This is a genomic window from Pseudoalteromonas xiamenensis (assembly GCF_017638925.1).
In the GTDB taxonomy this organism is placed as follows: domain Bacteria; phylum Pseudomonadota; class Gammaproteobacteria; order Enterobacterales; family Alteromonadaceae; genus Pseudoalteromonas; species Pseudoalteromonas xiamenensis.
Window position 1 is genome coordinate 744,455 of sequence record NZ_CP072135.1, and the last position, 21,424, is coordinate 765,878.

At 47.8% G+C, this 21,424-nt stretch carries 9 protein-coding genes and 2 pseudogenes; 7 read left to right on the top strand and 4 right to left on the bottom strand.

What is annotated here, in order from left to right:
- Positions 1-127: 127 nt before the first annotated feature.
- Positions 128-256, bottom strand: a pseudogene (locus J5O05_RS22230) (hypothetical protein); the annotation flags it as partial.
- Here J5O05_RS22230 and J5O05_RS21090 point away from each other — a divergent pair.
- From J5O05_RS21090 to J5O05_RS21100, 3 genes and pseudogenes are all read left to right on the top strand, one after another.
- A pseudogene (locus J5O05_RS21090) lies at positions 253-915 on the top strand (IS3 family transposase); the annotation flags it as partial. The pseudogenes J5O05_RS22230 and J5O05_RS21090 overlap by 4 nt on opposite strands.
- Before the next feature lie 440 nt (positions 916-1,355).
- Positions 1,356-1,646 carry a hypothetical protein gene (locus tag J5O05_RS21095; RefSeq protein WP_208844892.1) on the top strand — a complete coding sequence of 97 codons (291 nt, stop codon included), beginning with the start codon at positions 1,356-1,358 and terminating at the stop codon, positions 1,644-1,646.
- Positions 1,588-1,980, top strand: a complete 393-nt coding sequence (locus tag J5O05_RS21100) for a hypothetical protein (RefSeq protein WP_208844893.1) — start codon at positions 1,588-1,590, stop codon at positions 1,978-1,980. The genes J5O05_RS21095 and J5O05_RS21100 overlap by 59 nt, the downstream gene beginning before the upstream one ends.
- A gap of 339 nt (positions 1,981-2,319) precedes the next feature.
- Here the strand turns inward: J5O05_RS21100 and J5O05_RS21105 are convergent, their stop codons facing one another.
- Both J5O05_RS21105 and J5O05_RS21110 read right to left on the bottom strand, forming a co-directional pair.
- Complete coding sequence (locus tag J5O05_RS21105; protein WP_244370196.1) at positions 2,320-5,118, bottom strand: serine/threonine-protein kinase; 2,799 nt, start codon at positions 5,116-5,118, stop codon at positions 2,320-2,322.
- Positions 5,111-5,650, bottom strand: a complete 540-nt coding sequence (locus J5O05_RS21110) for an ECF-type sigma factor (RefSeq protein WP_208844895.1) — start codon at positions 5,648-5,650, stop codon at positions 5,111-5,113. Before J5O05_RS21110 ends, J5O05_RS21105 begins: the two co-directional genes overlap by 8 nt.
- Positions 5,651-6,168: 518 nt before the next feature.
- Here J5O05_RS21110 and J5O05_RS21115 point away from each other — a divergent pair.
- Both J5O05_RS21115 and J5O05_RS21120 read left to right on the top strand, forming a co-directional pair.
- Positions 6,169-14,697, top strand: a complete 8,529-nt coding sequence (locus tag J5O05_RS21115; RefSeq protein ID WP_208844896.1) for an immunoglobulin-like domain-containing protein — start codon at positions 6,169-6,171, stop codon at positions 14,695-14,697.
- A gap of 461 nt (positions 14,698-15,158) precedes the next feature.
- Positions 15,159-17,354 carry a carbohydrate binding family 9 domain-containing protein gene (locus J5O05_RS21120; RefSeq protein ID WP_208844897.1) on the top strand — a complete coding sequence of 732 codons (2,196 nt, stop codon included), beginning with the start codon at positions 15,159-15,161 and terminating at the stop codon, positions 17,352-17,354.
- A gap of 59 nt (positions 17,355-17,413) precedes the next feature.
- Here the strand turns inward: J5O05_RS21120 and J5O05_RS21125 are convergent, their stop codons facing one another.
- On the bottom strand, positions 17,414-19,486 hold the full coding sequence (locus J5O05_RS21125; RefSeq protein ID WP_208844898.1) for a winged helix-turn-helix domain-containing protein: 2,073 nt from the start codon (positions 19,484-19,486) through the stop codon (positions 17,414-17,416).
- Between the two features lie 267 nt (positions 19,487-19,753).
- On the opposite strand from J5O05_RS21125, the gene J5O05_RS21130 reads away from it, so the two are divergent.
- Positions 19,754-20,818 carry a pre-peptidase C-terminal domain-containing protein gene (locus tag J5O05_RS21130; protein WP_208844899.1) on the top strand — a complete coding sequence of 355 codons (1,065 nt, stop codon included), beginning with the start codon at positions 19,754-19,756 and terminating at the stop codon, positions 20,816-20,818.
- Positions 20,805-21,281 (top strand): hypothetical protein, encoded by a 477-nt coding sequence (locus tag J5O05_RS21135; RefSeq protein ID WP_208844900.1) that lies wholly within the window; start codon positions 20,805-20,807, stop codon positions 21,279-21,281. Before J5O05_RS21130 ends, J5O05_RS21135 begins: the two co-directional genes overlap by 14 nt.
- Positions 21,282-21,424: the final 143 nt, after the last annotated feature.

A 21,424-nucleotide genomic window follows, 5' to 3' on the forward strand; every position in this document is an offset into this window, starting at 1 on the left:
TAGCAGAGGATGCGTATCCTGCATTCTGCTTTTTTGACTAACGCCTCTTGAAAATCCAAATAGGCAAATCGAGCGGTGTTTGCTCAATCAAGTAAGCTTCAACCGCTTTATCTTGTCCACTTCCCCGTTAGTGAGACACCTGTAAACTAAAGTTTTCCAACTTTGCTCGGTAAGCTGAGGGCGGCAGATCACCAAGGCTTTCATGTGTGCGTTCTTCGTTGTAATCCAACCGCCAGAACCACACCATTTCTTTTACGTGATGTTGGTAAGAAATGCGGAGTCAATCGTGTTTATCGGCTGATGCGAGATGAAGGACTCAAGGCTCAAGTTGGATACAGAGAGCCTCGTCATCGCAGCGGTGATAGTCATATTGTCGTGCCTAATCGATTACAACGCCAATTCAACCCTGAGTCGCCAGATGAGTCATGGGTAATCGATATTACCCATATCCGTACTCATGAGGGCTGGCTTTGCTTGGCTGTGGTTGTCGATTTGTTCTCACGCAAAGTCATTGGTTGGTCAATGCAATCACGGATCACGAAGGAAATCGTATTAGATGCCTTGTTCATGGCTGTATGGCGACGAAACCCTAAGAAAATGGTGACAGTCCATTCCGATCAAGGTAGTCAATACACAAGCCATGATTGGCAACACTTCCTTAAAGTAAATGGTCTTGAAGGCTGCATGAGCCGACGAGGTAACTGTCATGATAATGCGGTGGCTGAAAGCTTCTTCCAATTGCTCAAACGTGAACGAGTTAAGCGAAAAGTCTATTCAACAAGGGACGATGCTAGAAGTGATATCTTCGATTACATAGAAATGTTTTATAACAATAAACGGAAACATGGTTCCAATGATCTACTTTCGCCAGTAGAGTATGAAAAGCGATATCAAGAACGGCTGAGAAGTGTCTAGATTATTGGTTATAACTTCTTAAAAAACAGAAAATTTAACAGGTGAATACCTTCTCGTTCACGCAGTTTATCTGGTCAAATGGGATCTGAATCCTTACTCAGCCTTATCCCCATCCACCCCATTTAGTTTTATCCCCATATTTGTGTTTTGGTGACGAGCAAAAAGGTGACTTCCACACGGTCAAACCGCCTATGAAATGACCTGATACATCCTGAATGTCACATAAGTCATGGGGGTTGAAGTCCTACGAATTTAAGCAATGCCTCCGACATCGTTTACCAAAATGACGCATAACAACTTTGTCGGGAAAATTATTTTTAATTTATTTAACTTGGTTTGGCGGTTCTTTTTACCGAAATGCGTATTTAACTACACAGCCCTAGTTGATGTTGCCGTCAATGCGGGCCATTTCCATTACGCAGCACAGGTAGGGACTGAGAATGCAAGAAAAGACCATCGCCGATACAGTGAATTTGACTTTAGACTTTAATGACGTCGAAGAAGGCCAGTTTGCCGATATGATGGAAAGAATCCGTGCTGAGCGCCGGGCTTTGTTGCGAGCAACTCAAGAAAAATACGCAAAGAGCAGAGCCTCAAAAGGCGATTTTAGAGCAGCAACGGCAGAGAATGAGACTCCAGTTACAATGTCTATATGGCGCGGTTCTCGCGATTATGATCACGCTGTGTTGGGTATTCTACGACTCATCGGGTTCGGCACATCGTGTCGATAAGACTGACGGTACGCGTCATGCGAGTGAGAGATTCTCGGCTCACCAATTTAATGAAGCGCAGTTGAGTGAAATTGAGCGTTACTTCATGGCCAAGTTTTTCGTAGGCGATTGGCGTTTTCGCGGTGCCGCTATTGAAGACAATGGGATATCGGTGTTTATTGAAACACCGCAACCTCTGGCGCTCGAACCCCATTATCAGAGAGAGTATATCCGTAGTTCATTATGCCCAAAAGCAGACAGTGACATTTGGCTGTACATCAAACCGGAAGACTTAAACATTCATCTGTATTCTGAGAATCTAAGCCGAGGATTGTCAGCCTACTGCGCCAGTTAAAATGGGTTTGGGTCAATGTGCTTGTATACTTTTAACCTTACACCATGAACCGAGACATATTGCTTACGCTAAGAATACACACTTCGCTTTAGCCAAAAGTAAAACGCCGCGATGCGCGGCGTCTTACTTAACCTCGGGTTTGTATAAGAAATAGTGCAAAATTTAATAAGACAATAACTTAGCAATCTTTTTATATTTCTAGCTTGATATTTTTGTCTAAATTCAAGGCATTTTTGGAGCTGGAATAGCGAGCTATTTCGCTCCAAAATAACGTAGAAGTCAGTAAAAATAGCACCTAGAAACGCATTACTTATGCGAAGCTGAGGTTACTTAGGTCTGCTAGTTCAGTCGGTTAGCTCTGTCCTGCATTTGAAGATAGAGTCCAGAATCTTCCGGTACTTCACCTTTTACTTCGCTCAGGCTGCTGCGCATCAGCTCGATTCCTGAGGTGTCACCCGTCATAAATCTTGCTTCACCAAGTTCGGACTCGATGTAGGCGAGGATTGGTACCCGCTCAGGATAAATTTCCGACATACGGGCATGGTATGCCTCGAGTTTATTGAGAGCATCGGGCCAATCTTGCTTAGCAAAAGCAAGGTCGATTTCGACTTGATCCAAACTGAGTTGAGTTCCTTCACTGCGCTTAAAGAAGCGATCGAAAATGGCTCTTGCCTTGAATATATTTTCTTTTGCGTCATCAAAACGACGTTCTTTGACCGCGATTTTTGCGAGTCGTTCATACGCGCCACCAACGCCGTAATCATCCTCGCCATATTGCTGTGCATTCATGCTACGAATTTTTTCAATGAGTGCCATTCCTTCCTCTTTGCGGCCTTGGTAAACGAGCAATTCACCGTAGAGGCTACGTGCCCAAAAGGCGATAGAAGAAGTGTCCGGGAGATTTGCAGTAAACAGTGGAGCCGCTTGGTTGAGATCCTCAAAGGCTTTGTCTGTCATACCGACAATATGGTAAAGATAACCGCGGTCGCTGAGCAAGCGTGCGCTTGATACAGCTTCTTGAGATCCTGCATTAATGGCTTCAGTCATGATGTCAATGGCACGGCTGTAATGGCCCATACGTCTAAGTAGGCTACTGTACAAGCGCGCAGTAAATTGATATTCAGGATGTTGCAGTGAATAAATGCGCTTTGAGAGTTGGTATGTCTTTTCTAGGACGTCCCTCGCATCTTGCATTTTACTCAGACGCATCAGCCCTTGACCAAGATCTTTATAACTATTGAGTGTACTTGGATGCTGTTCACCGAAATAGGCGAGTTTTTGTTTGACGATTTCGCGGTTCAAGTTAACCGCCGCGTCGAAATTGGCTTGGTCGTAATAGGAAATCGCGAGCCTACTTTGAATTCGAATGCCTTGCTCAATATCCTTGTTTTCCAAAAGCCGCCAGTTGTTAAAGGCCTTTTGGAAATATTCTGCCGCTTCAACTGGTTTGCCATATGCAAGTTTGATCTGCCCCTTGCGGAAAGTAATATCAATCGCAAGTTCGCTATTTTCATTCGGTCTTAGTTGCAGTTCGGCTTGTTCAATTGTTTGCCATGCATTATCCAAAGATCCAGCTCTATCGTAATACTTGGCTAAATCAGCCAGGGCGCGCGTGCCTTGTTCTGGGTTTGGGTCACCTAGACGCTCATCAAGTGCAATCGCCTCGAGTTGCAACTCATAGGCATCTTTGGGTTTACCTATTAGGCCGCTAACTTTGGCCAGGGAGCTAAGTAGTTGTGCTTTTACTTTAGGCTCTTCATGGAGTGAATTGCGCGTTGTCTCTATTGCCTGTGCTAACAGGTCATCGACATTGATGGTTCGACCCTTTGCATTTTCAGGAGAAGCACCGGAGAACACGTCCATCAGCAATTTAGTGACACGCATCGCGGCATTGGCCTGACGTTTCGCTTCTTGGCCGGAAATCACCAAGTCATTACGTTGTTGAGTCAACGTTTGGTTCAGCCGATTCGTTACCACGAGTCCTGTTGTCATAGAGATGGCAAGGGCTGAGGTCAATACGGCGGCAAGGGGGTGACGTTTAAGTAATTTACCAAGCAGATACAATGGGGTTGCCTGAGTCGCCGATACAGCTTGTCCCCTCAGGTAACGTTTAATGTCTCGGGCAAGGTCTGCAGCGCTTTGGTATCTGTCTAGAGGCAGTTTTTCTAGTGCTTTAAGCGTAATGTTGTCGAGATCTTTACTTATGCGTCTTTGGTAATCGCTAGGTGCTCTGGGTTTATCTCGGCAAATGGATTCGAGAGTGGCGGCCATCATGTCTCGGTCAACGGCGTGTGGCGAGCGCTCTGTAAGCAGTTGATACAACAGCGCTCCAAGGCCATAGACATCAGTGGCGGTTGTTGTTGGCTCGCCGAGGATTTGCTCGGGGCTGGCACAGGACAGTGTCATGGCCATGATTCGAGCAACGTCCGTATCATCTTGGCCGTGTTGCAACACTCTGCTCGTACCAAAATCGAGCAGTTTGACGACACCTTCTCGATTTACCAAAATGTTTTCAGCTTTGAGGTCACAGTGGATTATCAAGCGTTGATGTGCGTAGCTGACTGCATCACACACACGCAAAAACAGCTCTAGTTTTTGATCCTGTGATAGTTGGTTCGATGCGCAATAGTCAGTTAAATTCTGGCCTTCGACGTACTCCATGACGAGGTAAGGTCTCTGGTCGTCGGTTATCCCACCGTCGAGCAACATGGCGATATGGGGATGCTGTAGTTTGGCTAATAGTTGTCGTTCAGTTGAAAAATGCTGCAGATCGTCTGCGGCGGAAAAACCGGGTGCAAGTTTGATAGCGACAGTTTGTTCGTATTGTCCGTCGGCACGTTCAGCCAAAAACACTACACCCATGCCTCCGGCGCCAATTTCTTTAATTATGCGGTAGGGGCCGAGTAGTTGCCCCGGTTGCAATTGTTGACCTAGTTCGCGAATGTGTTGGCCGATGACTTGTTGTGCATGGCCCGCAAGATGGATTGTTTTAGTCGAGTCTAAGTGGGCCAGCAAACGTAAGACTTCGTGTTGTTCTTCCTCGCTACAGCCACTTTGTTTTAGGTAGGTTTGTCGTTCCTCAACGGCGAGGTCAATACAGTCATCGAACAATGCTTTAACACGTTTGAGATCAAGCATAATCTGCACTATTACCTCTACTTAGACGGTCATATAAAAACGCGCGAGCAAACGTAAGTTCCCGTTCGACGGTCCGTAAACTTAGGCTGAGTGTGTCAGCGACCTTTTGCTGAGGAAAGCCTGCAAAATAATGAAGTTCAACTATCGACTCCATACGATCGCCAACGGTACAAATTTGCTTGAAGCATTGTTCTACTGCCAGTAACCCTTCGTTTTCGTCGTCTTCGCCGAGTAAATCATCTAGCCACTGCGTCTTCATCGCCTTGCCACCGCGTTTATCGGCTGATTTGGCTCGAGCGTAGTCGATGAGTAAATGTCGCATTGCCTTGGCTGCGGTGCGAAACAGATGTTCTTTACTCTGATAGCGCCCCTCTGCTTCTATTAATTTTACGCAGGCTTCGTGCACGATTTCAGTCGTCTGGAGGGTGATGTTGTTGGCATATTTAGCCAAAATACGATTTGCGCACGCTTTAAGTTCCCTGTAAATCGTCGGACTTACCATCAGGTCAGCAGGTGAAAGTTGAGTATCCATAACTTGGCTACCTCTCGTTAATATTGACTAAACAGACATGATTTCCGACATTCGAAGCCGTTTCGACGAAGTAAACGTCGACCATTAAGCTCTATTGAGGAACGGTTGATTGAAAAATAATCAGGGTATTATCTCATGTTCGAACTAGCTTGTCACTGAGTCGACTCGGTGAGTTCTTAGAAATTAGCATCAAGTTGTTCATTAAAGAAAGCAAAATATGCTTTTTCATATTGTTCATTTAATCATCGTTTAATTTTTACCTTTATTCGACGTTAGTCAACAGACGGACAGTTTCCTGCTAGTTCGTTTCCATCCTGAAAAATACCTCGCCGTTCGTGTTGTACATCCCGTTTTTAAATGTGAATCGAAGTATTTTTCAAAAAAATAATTTTTTTTGGCGGGTTTGGCTGTGCGGATCCGTTTTTAGTGTTCAGAGCCTAGAAATTCCTCGGCCGATCCACCGGGGTGAAGGCAAACGGAATCGAAATAATCGCACTTTATTGATTTATGGAGTCGTAATGAAAAATTTATACTCGGACGTAGCCAACCGCTTCGCTGATGTTGAAGGTAAAAACAAGCTGAAAAAGCACCCAATACGCAGTTTGGTTGCCGCTGGGGTACTTAGTGCTTTGGCAAGTTCTGGGGCGCTTGCGGCGATTCAACCTGACATCACGCTCGGTGGGTCATCGTTTAAGGTGGTGGCACTCGACCAAGGTAGTGCTAGTTTCGACAATACCGAAGTATCTGATCGCGTCGTTGTGGACGCCCAAGGTCGGATTTTGGTGGTTGGAACCAAAGTGCCTGGTGCTGAGCAAAATGACGTAATCTACATTGAACGTCGTTTGAGCGATAACAGCCTAGATACGACCTTTGGCAACGGAGGCAAAGTACAAATAAGCAATGCCAATTATCGTCTGTTCGGTTTGGTCATAACAACGGACAGTCAAGGACGTATTTTGGTTGCTGGCACGAGTAGCAACAGAGACATGCGACTCTATCGTTTAGCCGAAAATGGCAGTTTAGACAGCAGTTTTGGTGTAAGTGGCGAAGCGACTTTATCGATAAATGGTCAGTCTCCTGAACCGAGCAGTATCCTGAGCGATGCGCAAGGTCGTGTTTACTTGGGTGGTTGGGTAGTTCAATCGGGTCGCGACGCCTTTGTTGCTCGTTTCGATGCCAGCGGTAACATCGACACCAGTTTCAACAGCAGCGGTTATCAATTATTGGGCGTAGAAAGTGATGACCGTATTCATGCACTGGCTTTCGCTGTAGATGGTGCTTTGTTAGCAGCGGGACACCTTGCATTCAAATCAAGCCTTTTTCGCTTTAACGAAAACGGCAGCCTTGATGCTAACTTCGGCACAAACGGCGTAGTAAATGTGAGCCGTTCAGCAACTCAAACGAATGAGGCATACGACCTCGTTGTTGACGGAAACGGCAGAATTTTAATAACGACGACCGAAAAAATCAGCGACCAAGATACAACTCAAGTCTTTAACCTGTATCGCTACAATAATGATGGAACGTTGGACACTAGCTTTGCCAATAGCGGCTTGTATAGCTTAGATGTCAGCGGAAAGGGCAGCGTTGGGATCAATACCTCGACTCAGATCAGCGTTAATAGCCAGGGTCGTATTTTACTCGCGGGTAAGGTTTTTACTGGTAATAGTACATCTCATATGGCGATTGTGGGACTGAATGATAGCGGTGTGCTGGATACCAGCTTTGGCACGAGTGGTATTCGCAATTACTATTTTGAACCTGGGGATACCAATAACTACCCAGTGCTTATTCATGCTGATTCGACAGGCGCACTTAACGTCTTTTCCCATCAAAGTGTGACAGGAAATGACGAACTGGGTTGGATAAAAGTCGATGCCAATGGCCAAACCACAACACCATTTGCGAAAGACGGCTTGGTGATGGTTGGTGCTGATGACTTGACCTTACCTTTTGATATATCAGAAGACTATACGCTAGTTAGGGTCGATTCAGAAGGTCGTACATTGGTTGCTGGTTACGTTAAAGACAGCAGCAAAACGACAGGCAATGACGTTGCGGTCCGCCGCTATAGTGCTGATGGGAGCTTGGATACCAGTTTTGCTACCAGTGGTACTTATCTGCTTAACGTTGGTAGTGATGACTATTTGAAAGACTTGCAGTTTGATGTTGCTGGGAATATTTGGCTATTGGGGCAACCAGGTTGGAATAATGGTCAATTCTTTCTTAACAAACTCAATGCGAATGGTCAGCCTGATACAAACTTTGGCACCAATGGTCTGCTCGTTGTCACGGGGACGAGACCTGCGGCACTGAAACTGAATGCTGATGGTAGCATGTTTGTCGCTGGTGATAAGTTCAATCTGATGCGTCTTAATGCGGATGGCAGCGCAGACACCAGCTTCGGCAACAGTGGTTTATTTGCTGCTACGGGTATCGGTACTAACGACTATACCACGGTTTTCGATATCGACAGTCAAGGTCGCATTGTGCTTGTTGGTAATAAATATCTCTCGGGCAACAGACCTTCGATGGTGATGAGGGTTAACGCAGATGGTACGTTGGATACCACCTTCGGCACGAATGGTTCAGTAATATACTCCTTGCCTAATGAGCTGATGAGTGGCTCAAACAAGTATGAAACCGCGATGTTCGAAGGCGATACGGTATGGTTGGTCATGAATGGAGGAAGCAACAGTACTGAGGTGATTAACTATCTAATTCATCTTGATGCCAATGGCGTGATTGATTCCAACTTCAATGCGGGCAATCCATTGAAATTTGGCGCTGGGCAATCTCTTTATGTTAAAGATATTAAAAAGGACAGTGCTGGTCGTTTTGTATTCGGTGGTTGGGTAAGTACGGATAACTACGATTTTTCTTACGTACAGCGCCTCAATGCCGATGGCACACCAGATGAAAGCTTTGCTTCTGGCGGTGTGCAAGTGTTTGATTTCAGCGTCGGTCTTGATTTTGAATCGATAGACTTTAAGCCGAACGGGGATATTGTTACGGTTGGCTCTTACACTATGGATAGTAATCGTGGCGCTTTGGTTCACCTTACTGAGAATGCAACACCAACAATCAGCGGAACGCCTGCAACTTCAGTCAACCAAGATGTCGCTTATAGCTTTCAACCGATAGGCAATGATGGCAATGGCGATACTCTGACCTACAGCGTTCAGAATAAGCCGAATTGGGCGAGTTTTGATAGTACCACAGGTCGATTGAGTGGCACGCCGAGAAATAGTGATGTGGGCAACTACAGCAACATCATCATTTCGGTCAGCGATGGCAAATACACGGTGACTATGCCTGCATTTAACTTGACAGTGGTCAACGTTAACGATGCGCCAACAATTTCAGGTCAACCCTCGATTACCGTGTTACAAGACGCGGCATACAGCTTTACTCCTACTGCAAATGACATCGATGGGGATACATTAACATTTAGTATTCAAAATAAGCCTAGCTGGGCGAGCTTTGACTCATCGACTGGCAAGATTTCTGGTACTCCAGGCAATTCAGATGTTGGTTTTTACAACGACGTGTTTATTTCTGTTAGTGACGGCAAGGTTTCAACACCATTGGAGCCTTTCCCGCTTACGGTCGTGAACGTCAATGATGCGCCAACCATTACTGGTACTCCTTCAACGTCTGTGGATCAGGGTAGTGCTTACAGTTTTACGCCATCGGCGAACGATATAGACGGTGACACACTGACGTTTAGCATTCAGAACAAGCCTGCTTGGGCGAGTTTTGATTCTGTAACTGGGACACTTTCAGGTGTTCCTGATAACTCGAATGTAGGTACTTACAACAGTATCCTGATCTCCGTCAACGACGGCACAGTATCAACCGATTTAGCAACCTTTGGACTGACCGTGGTCAACGTCAATGATGCGCCGACAATTTCGGGCACGCCAGCCACGACCGCCAACCAAGGAGTTAATTATAGCTTTACTCCAACGGCGAATGATATCGATGGTGATAGCTTAACGTTCAGCATCCAGAACAAGCCTACTTGGGCTAGTTTCGATTCTGCGACGGGCACACTGTCTGGTATTCCAAGTGAATCAGATGCTGGCAATTTTGCAAATATCCAAATTGGCGTAAGTGATGGTACGGTAACCACGAACTTGGGCGCCTTCAACATTGATGTGAAAGACAGCACGGCACCCGTGTTAACCCTGAATGGATCTGACACTCTAACGTTGAATTTTGGTACTCAATACACTGAGCTTGGGTTTACGGCAATCGACAGCGTTGATGGCGATATTTCTTCGAACGTGGTTGTTAGCGGCAGCGTGAACACCGGTAAAGTGGGTAGCTACACATTAACGTATACGGTGAGCGATGCGGCAGGAAACAGCGCGACGGCAACGCGTACCGTGTCGGTTGTGGATACGACGGCACCAGTTCTCACCGCACCTGTGGCGACGACAGTAGCGGCAACAGATGCGTCGGGTACGGTAGCGACAAATACTCAAGTTGCAGCTTTTCTTGCGGGCGCCACGGCGAACGATGCAGTGGATGGCGTGCTTGCTGTGACTAACGATGCGCCAGCGGTGCTGCCGCTGGGAGCGAACACCATCACCTTTGAGGCAGTAGATTCAAGCGGTAACAAAGCAAGTCAAACGGCCGTGTTGACGATTGCAGATCAAACCAAGCCAGTGCTGACGTTGAACGGCAGCAACGCGATAACGCTTGCCGTTGGTGAGGTCTACAGTGAACTGGGTGCCAGTGCGGTGGACAATGTTGATGGCGATATCTCGAATAAGGTGACGGTCAGTGGCACAGTGGATAGTGCTGCGGTGGGTGTGTACACCGTAACGTATACGGTGAGTGATGCTGCGGGGAACACCACGAGTGTGACGCGCAGTGTGTCCGTACAGGATGCCAGCGCACCGGTGGTGACGCCACCGAGTGATTTAGTGGTGGCAGCTGTTGATGCGAACGGCACGGCGGCCAGTGATTCGGCGATTGCTGCCTTCTTGGCTGGCGCGACGGCACTGGATACCGTGGACGGTAACTTGAGTGCGCAGATAAGCCATGATGCACCGACGGTGTTCCCAGTGGGTGTGACGCAAGTAACTTTCCGAGTGACGGATGGGGCAGGTAACACGGGGACGGCGCGCGCGAGTGTCACGGTGGCAGACCAAACGAAACCGGAGCTTGTATTAAGTAACGGCAATACGCTGGTCTTGAGCGTCGGAGAGGCGTTTGTTGAGCCGGGCTATACGGCACAGGATAACGTGGATGGTGATATTACCGCCAACGTGGTGCGTACAGGCGCGGTGGATGTTCAAGTCAAGGGGGTTTACACCTTAAGCTACACGGTCAGTGATGCGGCAGGCAATAAGAGCTTCGCGACGCGCAGTGTGACGGTGCAAGATGCGGCAGCACCAGTGGTTACGGCACCGGCCAATATTGATGTGGCGGCGACGGACGCCGAAGGCACGGCGGACACAGACTCGACGATTGCGGCATTCTTAACAGGCGCAAGTGCCCTTGATGCGGTTGACGGCGCGTTGTTGGTCACGCACAACGCCCCACGGGTGTTCCCATTGGGTGTGACGTCGGTGACCTTCTCAGCGGTAGACAAGAGCGGCAATACGGGGACAGCGCAAGCCACGGTGACGGTGTCTGATAAAGACAAACCAGTTCTGACCTTAACGGGTGGTACGGCGACGCGCGTGGGGCTTGGTGAAACGTTTGTCGACCCTGGATTCAGCGCTCTGGATAATGTCGACGGTGATGTTACTGGGAAGGTTGCGGTCAGTGGCAGCGTAGACGCGAGCAAGTTAGGTAGCTACACCCTAACGTACCGCGTGTCGGATGTGGCGGGCAATGAGGCCATTGCGACGCGCACGGTTACGGTACAGGACGCGGCAGCACCGGTGGTTACGGCACCGGCCAATATTGACGTCGCGGCAACAGATGCGTCGGGTACAGCAGCGACAAATACTCAAGTTGCAGCGTTCCTTGCGGGCGCGACGGCGAACGACGCGGTGGATGGCGTACTTGTGGTGAGCAACGATGCGCCAGCGGTGTTCCCGCTGGGCGCAACCTCGGTGACCTTTAGCGCGACGGACACGGCAGGCAACGTTGCCACCGCCAGCGCAACGGTGACGGTCGTTGACCGCAATGCACCGGTTATTACCCTCACTAATGGTGCCTCGGTCGCACTGCCGCTCAACAGTCCTTTTGTTGAGCCGGGGTTCAGTGCGGTGGATAACGTGGACGGGGATGTGACGTCCAACGTGACGGTGACTGGCACGGTTAACAGCGCAGCGGTGGGCGTGTATACCGTGAATTACGTGGTACGCGATTCTGCAGGCAACCAAGGTACGGCCACTCGCACAGTGACGGTGGTGGATAACACCCCACCTGACACGACGGCCCCAGTGGTCAATGCCCCTGCGGGTGTGACTGTTGTCGCAGAAACAAGCAGTGGTTTACCTGCATCGGATGTGGCTATCAGCGCCTTTTTGGCGGGTGCCACGGCCGTGGATGCGGTAGACGGAGACCTGACGGTGAGTAACGACGCCCCAGCGGTGTTCTCAATTGGCGTGACCACGGTTACCTTCACTGCACGTGATAAAGCGGGTAACACGGGTACGGCAACGTCAACGGTGACCGTGACGCTTGCGGTAGACAGCGAAGCCCCGGTGTTCGGTGGCGCACTGGCGACGGTGAACGTGGAAGCCACGGCGGCACTGACACCGGTTGCACTTGCGACGCCAGTCGTGACGGATAACAGCGGGAAGTTTGAACTGGCGGTGGACAACAAAGGGCCTTATCCGCTTGGTGACACCATTGTGACGTGGACGGCCGTGGATGCGGCGGGCAACAGCGCAAGCGCGACCCAGTTGGTGCAGGTGGTGGATACCACAGCGCCGGTGATAACGGGCGCGACAGATCTGACTATACCTGCGCGTGGCGTGCTGACGGACATCAGTAAAGACTTGACGTTGAGCGCGAGTGACTTGGTGGATGGCACGGTCGCGGTTGTGTTCGACGGAGGCAGCCAGCTGCGTGCTGGAACGCATACGGTGGTGGTCAGCGCCACGGATACGAGTGGCAATCGCGGCGAGCAGACCATGACGGTGAACCTGCTTCCGCAGGTGAGCGTAGGGATTGACCAACTCGCGGAAAGCGGCAGCGCGGCGCGCATTGCGGTGCAGCTAAGTGGTACGGCGCCGAGCTATCCTGTGACGGTGAACTACGAAGTGAACATCAATGGAACCGCCACGACAGACAGCGTGAAGATAGAGCAAGGTACGCAAGCTTCGATTGCGGTGGCGGTGCCAGCCAACCTCGTCACCGGTGATGTGATAAACGTGACCTTATTAGGCGCGGATGTTGCGTCACTGGGCGGCAATACGGCGGCGACCATCAACGTGGTGACGGGAAACAAAGCACCCACGTTGACGCTGAGCGTAGAGCAAAGCGGTAAGCTGGTGTCGCAGGTTGACCCTGCAGGCGGAGCCGTAACCGTGAATGCGACGGTCAGCGACGTCAACGCCAACGACAGCCACAGTATCAGCTACAGCAGCGGCGCGCTTGGCACTCTCGGTTCGGGCAACAGTGTGACGCTTGACCCAGCAAGCTTGGCAGCAGGCTTCATCAGCATTGATGTGACGGCGACGGAAACCAACACGTCACCGGCCTTAAGTACGACCTCGAGCGTGAGCTTCCGCGTCCTTGACGCTGCACCAGTGCTGTCGGAGACGACGGACACCGATGGTGATGGCATTGTAGATGCGAACGAAGGGTTTGGTGACAGCGACGGCGATGGTATCCCAGATTACCTCGACGCGGACGACAACACCGCACGTCTTCCATTGTCGAACAACGGTGATGCGCTGCAAGTGCCTGCGGGTTTGACGTCGCGCCTTGGTGACACGGTTCAACAACAGGGTTCAACGTCATCGGATGCGGGCTTAACGCCAGACGAACTGGTGGCTCTGCTTGGCGAAAGCGCACGAGACAGCGGCCATGAGGGCGTGGGTTATCTGGTGGACTTCCAAGTGACGGGCCTACAAGCAGGCGGTACGTTACCGGTGGTGATGCCACTGCCAGCAGGGCAGAGTATCCCAAGTGGCGCGACGTATCGTAAGTTCAGTCAAGCACGTGGCTGGTTCGAGTTTGTGGACGATGGCACGAACCGCGTGTTGTCGGCACCAAAAGACGCGGATGGTAACTGTCCATCGGCGGAGTCGAGTGCCTACCGCAGTGGTTTGAACGTCGGTGACACGTGTATGCAACTGGTTATCGTGGATGGTGGAGAGTACGACAACGATGGTCAGGTCAATGGCGCGGTAGCGGACCCGGGCATGATTGCGGTTCAGCGAGTCAATCACGCCCCTGTGGCGTCGGTTGTTACCGCCAACGTGACGGCGAACGAGCAAACGCAGGTGGTCTTGGATGCGTCGAGCAGCTCAGACCTTGATGGTGACAGCTTAAGTTACTTGTGGCAGCAAACATCGGGTATGGCGGTCGAGCTTGAACAGGCGAACACGGCGGTGACGGGCTTCATGGCACCAGACATTACGGCGAACACGACACTGACGTTCAACGTGACGGTCAGTGACGGAATAGCAGAAAGTGTGCAGACGGTAACGGTTGAGCTACTACTGGTGAACCAACTGCCGAGCCTGAGCGTCGAGGGTAGCGTCAGTGTGGAGTCTGGGAAGACGGTGAGCATTACGGCGAGTGCGACGGACGCAGACGGTCATGGGCTGACGTACCAATGGCGTCAACTGGAGGGGATAGCGGTGACGCTGAGCAACGAGCGTGGTGACACGGTTATCGTGAGTGCACCGAGCGTGAACGCGGATACACAGGTCCTACTAGAGGTTGGAGTGAGTGATGGCATTGATACGGTCACTCAACAGGTCACGTTAACGGTGAAGGCGACGCCGACGAGCGTGGTGACGCCAGACCCTGAGCCGCACCCGACGGACACTCGCTCGGGCGGTTCGTTAGGCATGTGGTTGTTTGGTCTGTTCAGCCTGTTGGGCTTTAGACGCGGTAAGCGTTAACCACGACAGGCCAGATTGGTATAACGAAAGAGCGGCCTAGCCGCTCTTTTTTTATGTTCTCAGATCGCAGGTTTTAATTCGTTTTTGGTCTCGTTTCGTTTGCTTAAGTTGGTGTTGATTATCAAACACGTAGTTTGCAGCAAAAGGAGGTAGCTTAAACTTCGAGCGAGTTTACTAGCGAGTCAAAATAGGTGGCAGAAAGTGCGGCTAGTAATATCGTTCGCATTAAAGCAAATCTAGATCATGAATAGTAAATTATCACCTGCGGTACTCCGACCGATTAAATTGCCGTCCTTTATGTGTGATTTCTCAATTGAAAAACGTGTTTTCTTTTAAATCAAAGGACTAATCACCTTTCTGTCATTCAAAATCACCTTTTTGTCACCTTTTTTCCCTGTCTTATCACCTCTTTTGGGCGTTGCATATCCACAATCAAGTCTGGATTGAAATGGGAAGCGAACATGAAAAAACAACTTTCTTTGCTCAGTATAGCGATACTTTCTAGTTGCTCATTAGCGGCTGAATCGGTGCAATTGGAAAATGAAATAAAAGACACTTCATCAACGGGCTACGCCTTTTCACGTGCGAATTTGAACCTAAAAAAGACGCGCGTCGCACCAGTTATTGATGGACAATTCTCGGCGAATGAGTGGCAGGACGCTGTTCAAATTACCGACTTTGTCGTGTTTAGACCCTCATTGGGCGATAAGCCAATCTACCCCGTTACGGCATACTTGAGTTATGACGAAAACTTTCTCTATGTTGCTGCAGAGATTCATCAGCCACGAAACACAATCACGGATAGAGTTCTGACGCAAGGCAGTGATCTGTGGAACGAAGATTATTTCGGTATTACGTTAGACACAAATTACGATAAACGAGACGCCTATTTATTTCATGTTAGCCCCTCGGGAGTGAAAGAAGACGGATTGGTAGATGGGACCGATTATATTGGGCAATGGTCGACCTTATGGTACGCCAAAACGGCGGTTTTTGATGACGGTTGGCGAGTTGAAATGGCGATTCCGATGCAATCCATTTCATTTGAAAAAAACATTGAAACGTGGGGGATCCAACTTCGGCATAAACTCTCTTCGCCTTACCAACAAGTTTACTGGAACTTAAATGACGGAGAGGCAAATGGTTGGACGGCAGGTCAAGTTGCGCCTATTTCCGGTCTACAAGGGCTTGAACAAGGCATTGGGGTAGAGCTTCGACCTGGGCTTGCGTATAAGTCAAATGATGTTGAGAGTGAATGGATCCCTTCACTGGATGCTTTTTATAAAATAACGCCTAGCCTAACTGGCGTTGTGACCGTAAACACCGATTTTTCTGGTACGGAAGTGGATGAGGTCGACATGAACATGTCGAGATTTGCGCAGTATTTTGACGAAAAACGCGATTTTTTCCTGCAAGACAGTCAGGTGTTTAATTTTGGAGGGATCAATGATGGGTATCCTAATGCAATGGCCTTTTACTCGCGTCGAATTGGTCAGGGAAAAACGGATGGAATTTTAGATATCAACTGGGGCACCAAACTTACAGGGCAGATTGGTGACACGCGAGTAGGTGTCTTATCAGTAAATCAGCAACGTGATGGCGACAAAGACGAAACCACTCAATTAAGCGTTGCCCGAGTCAGCCAGCAGGTTGCTGATCACCATCAAGTTGGCCTTATAACGACACAGGGCAGTGCGGACAACCGCGAAAATGCAGGTCTTTGGGGTGTCGATTATCGTTATGAAAGCAGTATTTTTAATGAGCAACGTATCGAAGGCTATGGATGGTATCAAAAAACTGAAAAGCAACATGAGGACGAGGATACGAAAGCCTACGGTGTACAGCTTTACTTACCAAATGATGCCGTTTATTTCCGAGCTAAGTATCGCTACGTTGGTGATAATTTCGACCCCGCACTTGGTTTTGTGAACCGCAAAGGTGTTCAATACTATGAATTTGTGAATCACTTGCGTTACCGACCAGCGAACGGGTGGCTTGCAGACCATATTAACTACTTTCAAACCAATGTCTTTTATTGGCAGACAGATGACACGAATAACGACCGCCTAAGCCAAGAGTATCGACTAAGACCGTTTCAAGTGGAATTTAAGGATTCATCACTTTTCTACATACAGCACGAAACGCGAAAAGAAAACTTGAAAACGCCATTTAAAATGGGCCGCAATATTACTTTCATGGATGATGAATTTCGATTCTCTCGTTGGTACGCCTATTATCGAAGTGATTCGAGTAAGCCGATATACGGTAATGTTCGAGTGAGTCGTGGTGAATTTTACGACAGTGACATGAAACATCTTGAGTTCACATTAAACTATAAACCGAACAAGCATTTAAGTTTTGAATTGAGCAGACAAAACTATTATTACCAACGAGAATCTCAGCGCGAAAACATGTTTGGTACACGTTTTAAAATGGATGTCGCTTTCGACAGTGATTGGTCTTGGAACACGTTGCTGCAACACAATACTCAATCCGATACGTTGTCCGTATTTACGCGACTTCGTTACCAAAGTAAACCAGACGAACTGTACCAGCTTACACTGAGCCAAGGTTATGATATGGAAGACGGATGGCACGAGCGTGTAAAAACAGCAGACGAAACAGCCCTCAAACTTAACTACATTTTTCGCTGGTAACCACTTATTTTATTACAATTGGGATAGACACATAAAGTCTATCCCTCAAGGACAAAACATTACTTTGCGACGGTTCGATATACTTGGCTTCGGAAGGTTTCTTTCCCTGCGAAAATAACCGTGTCCACTTTTACGTCAAATCCGAGATAGGCATTTAAAGGCTCTTCGGAAAGTGGCTGGAAGATATCCCCACTTACGGTGTAGCGACTGAGTGTTTCACCGAATTCAGACACTAAATACAAAATATTGTTGTCCACTTTCAGTTTTGAGTACATAGGTAAATGACCAACGTATTCACCAATATCAACTGATGGTGTCGTAAAAATACGATCTGTCGGCATACGATACAAATCCCTATTACTATCAACAAAATAATACCAGTTGTCATTTGATGGATCGGCCAATACCTGACGCCAAGGTGCTTCGAGGCGGGCAATCCGTTGGAGGTTAGAATTATAAACCTCAACATATCGCTGATTTTGATAGGTCATAGAAACTGAAAACAACGTATTCGTTAACCATTGAATGTGGTCGATGTAACCATCTAAAAAGATGGATTGCAATGAGTTACGCTCGTTTAAATTGCTCAGCAAAAGTCGGTGGCTTTCTGACAGCAAAATGAATTCGTCGTTATTGGATAACGCCATTTTTTCAATCATGTAGTAATCGTCTAGCAATGGCACCAGCGTTGCGGGCGAATTGGGTGATTGAAAGTACAGTTGGGTGAGTCCGGCTCGATTCGATAAGAAATAGTGACCTTCTTTTGTGTGCGCAAGCGCGGGATTGGAATCGATGACACTGCTGTTATCTAGCCAGTAGTTTGTTTTCAACCACTTAACATCGATGTTTTTGTCACTACTTAAGTAAATGTAATCTACCCCATTTGGATGACGCGCAATTGTACAGCAAAGCCTTTCACTGCTGGAGGACAGTAAAGTTTGCTCACGACTGGTTAAGTCCATTCTCATCAATTTGCTATCAGGTGCCGGAGTTGTGTAAACAAGGCCTTCGCGCTCCTGATCCCAAATAACGTGATGACTAAAAAAGTCGAGTTCAACAACAGGCGTCAGTATTGATTGGTCGATTTGATATTCAAAAACAGCGGTTTTGCCATCAATTGAAATCGTGGTTATGAGCAGTTTATTCGCGTCTTTATAGGTATCTAGACTGACCATCCGCCATTTATCGCTCAGTTCGATGTTCAGCGCTTGAAGTGGTTCACCTACTGTTGCGCTAAACAGCGTATTGCGATGTTCATGATGTTTATCATGACCTAATGCAAAGAGACGGTTTTGCGTAGGCAAATACAAAGACCAATGAATCTTTAGCGAATTGCAGGAGGTTAACAACGTTGATTCTGGACTAACCGTACTTGCATTTAAATCCAAATCGCTTACATACCAACCGCATTCTGGCGCCTTAACGCGATACATGAGTTTACTGGAATCGGCGAACAGCAGTTCGCCAAAACCAGGCAGACCTTTAATTTCTTTGGGCAATGTTGCATTTCCTGCGTTGACCGCAGTTTGCCAAAGTCCGGTACCTTGTTGGCGATGATTTAAAAACAATAATGTCTCGCCATCTTGCGTCACGATAGGGGAGCCTTTTCCACCGTAAAAGCGAGAAAGTGCTGCACTATCGCCAAACACGGAAGAAGAGGGGGTATACAAAGCAATATAGCCAAGGACGAATATCATCACAGCAAAAAAAGCGACAAAGTAGGGGGTATGAGTGCGTGACGAAACAGGCTGCACCTGATCTGTATTTTCCGTCTTTTCCCGTGTCTGTTCTGACGCCGCTTTCTTCGGTTCGACTGGGCTTATTTGTGCGATAAACACGTAACCTTGCTTAGGGATGGTTTTGACATATTGAGGGTTTTTCGCATCGTCACAAAATAGTTTTCGCAAATTCGCAACCAGCTTGTTAATGGCATTGTCCGTCACAATGACGTTTTGCCAAATCGCAAGCTGCAGCTCATCTCGCGTGATAATGCGATTGGGGTTTTCGACAAAAAATGTCAATAAAGTAAGCAATCGGGGATCGAGCGGGATAACTTGTTCATCTTTTGAGAGACAAGAATTTAGTGCGTCGAACTTATATTCCCCAACTTGAATGACTTCCATGAATTTCATTGTTGTTGTTGTTTGGGGAAACATGTTAACGCTGATTGCGAGATATGCAATGTTTAAAGTGTAAGTAAACGCTAAGAACATGCTACTGACACTTCGTTGTATTGTTATTCACCTACCGTATTTCTTCGCTTAAACGGCAAGTTCCTATAATTTCCACGTTTGTAAAATATATGTATATAAAATATTGTATAATGTATATTTAGAGGCTATAAATTTACTGCTCATTTCTTGAGCAAGTTTAATTCACACATGTAAAGGAAACTCATAATGAGAACAGTAAATAGAATAGGAAACATAGTGTCCTTGCTGGCCACTTTCTATCTTACTTCAAGCCAAGCTATTGATGATGTTGAGAAGGTGTACGTCTTTGATGCCGAGCAAAGCACGATGGCAACGCAGCTTGAATTGGCAGATACGTGTAAGCAAGAGGGGCCTTTTTCTGGTCAAAATCTCGCAAATGGCGATAGCATTTGTATGGCTAACAGTTCGGTCCGCTATTACAGTATTGCTAATTCAGATAAATACCCAAGTCTTGCGATAAGTACTGCTCATGGCACAGGTGATCTGAGTTTATATGCACAGAATGGTCATTGGCCGTCAACCACGGGGGCGGATCCATCGTCGACTCGTGTCGGCAATCAAGAGTGCATCGTTTTAACTAATCCAAGCACGTATTGGAGCTATATTGCCGTGACCGGTAATTCAACGAATGCCAGCTTAGTGGTGGATTTAGGGGCAACAAGTTGTCGTTCTTCGACTACGACACCACCACCTCCTCCCAGCAAAGGGAATGATGGCTATAAATATAACTATGCGAAAATCAAAGTGTTTCGATTTGAGTTTTCTGATACGCGTTTGACGTGGCCTGACATGACACAAGCGTTAGAGGATGTCGTCAATTATTATGACGAACAGTCGTATGGCAAGTTTTCAGTCAGTTACGATATTAGTGCGCCAATTATTAGGATCAACCAGCCTAAAAGTACCTTTGATAACGACTTCCATGGTTGGACTAAAGTATGGAAGTCAAAAGTGAGTGAGTTGGGCACAAACCCTGATAACCCAGGTGCCGGTACGGTGGTAATGATGGTTGCACCTCAGGTGGGCAATTTCAACTCAAGTGCTGCGCCACCAAGTATTTCGCTATATCACCACACCGCGGGCGTTGTAGCACATGAGTTAGGCCATGCACTTGGTTTGCGTCATGCAAAAGCACTGGAAGCTGGTCCTGATAAGGTGATTGGTGTTGGTGATTACGACAAAGAAAGTCTCAATTACGGTAACGTATACAGCATGATGGGTATGGGGAACTCATTCGTTGGAAGCCTATAATTTATTGTACAAAAGCTATTTTGGATGGTTAAACGACAATGAAGTACCCACGATTAATTCGTCAGGAACTTACCGAATTTACGCATTTGACCAAGGGAGAGCCATAAAAGCGCCGATTGGCCTTAAGTTGAAGTCAGGTAATGGTCAATACACGTATTGGCTTGAATACCGTACGTCACATAAGCGTTACACAGGGACTAAAAATGGCGTGTTGATTAATCTGGAGGGGTATTTTGAAAACGAACAAGATAGCCGTTTCTGGAAAACGACTTCTTATCTCTTAGACATGACTCCCGGCTCCAAAACGCCTGGATGGTGGGGAGATGATCAAACAGATTCTGAACTGGTCCTCGGAAAAAGTTACACTGACCATTGGGGTGGATTTACGATTACACCGATCCAAATTGGTGGGACGCCAGATTCACCTAATGCATGGATAGACGTCAAAGTTACGTTGCGCTAATACGTTGTGATAATAAGCAGACATTAAGGTCTGCTTTTCCCTACCGTCAATAAACGCTATATGCCATGCCCTCCATGCATAAATTCGCTGGTCAACATGAGATAAAATTTTGTAGAGTCTTTCTTTAATTGGCGTTTTAACAC

Excerpts from the sequence above, each read along its gene's own strand:
- J5O05_RS21095 (WP_208844892.1), top strand. The coding sequence starts at position 1,356 with ATGCAAGAAAAGACCATCGCCGATACAGTGAATTTGACTTTAGACTTT.
- J5O05_RS21100 (WP_208844893.1), top strand. The coding sequence starts at position 1,588 with ATGATCACGCTGTGTTGGGTATTCTACGACTCATCGGGTTCGGCACAT.
- J5O05_RS21105 (WP_244370196.1), bottom strand. The coding sequence starts at position 5,118 with ATGCTTGATCTCAAACGTGTTAAAGCATTGTTCGATGACTGTATTGAC.
- J5O05_RS21110 (WP_208844895.1), bottom strand. The coding sequence starts at position 5,650 with ATGGATACTCAACTTTCACCTGCTGACCTGATGGTAAGTCCGACGATT.
- J5O05_RS21115 (WP_208844896.1), top strand. The coding sequence starts at position 6,169 with ATGAAAAATTTATACTCGGACGTAGCCAACCGCTTCGCTGATGTTGAA.
- J5O05_RS21120 (WP_208844897.1), top strand. The coding sequence starts at position 15,159 with ATGAAAAAACAACTTTCTTTGCTCAGTATAGCGATACTTTCTAGTTGC.
- J5O05_RS21125 (WP_208844898.1), bottom strand. The coding sequence starts at position 19,486 with ATGAAATTCATGGAAGTCATTCAAGTTGGGGAATATAAGTTCGACGCA.
- J5O05_RS21130 (WP_208844899.1), top strand. The coding sequence starts at position 19,754 with ATGAGAACAGTAAATAGAATAGGAAACATAGTGTCCTTGCTGGCCACT.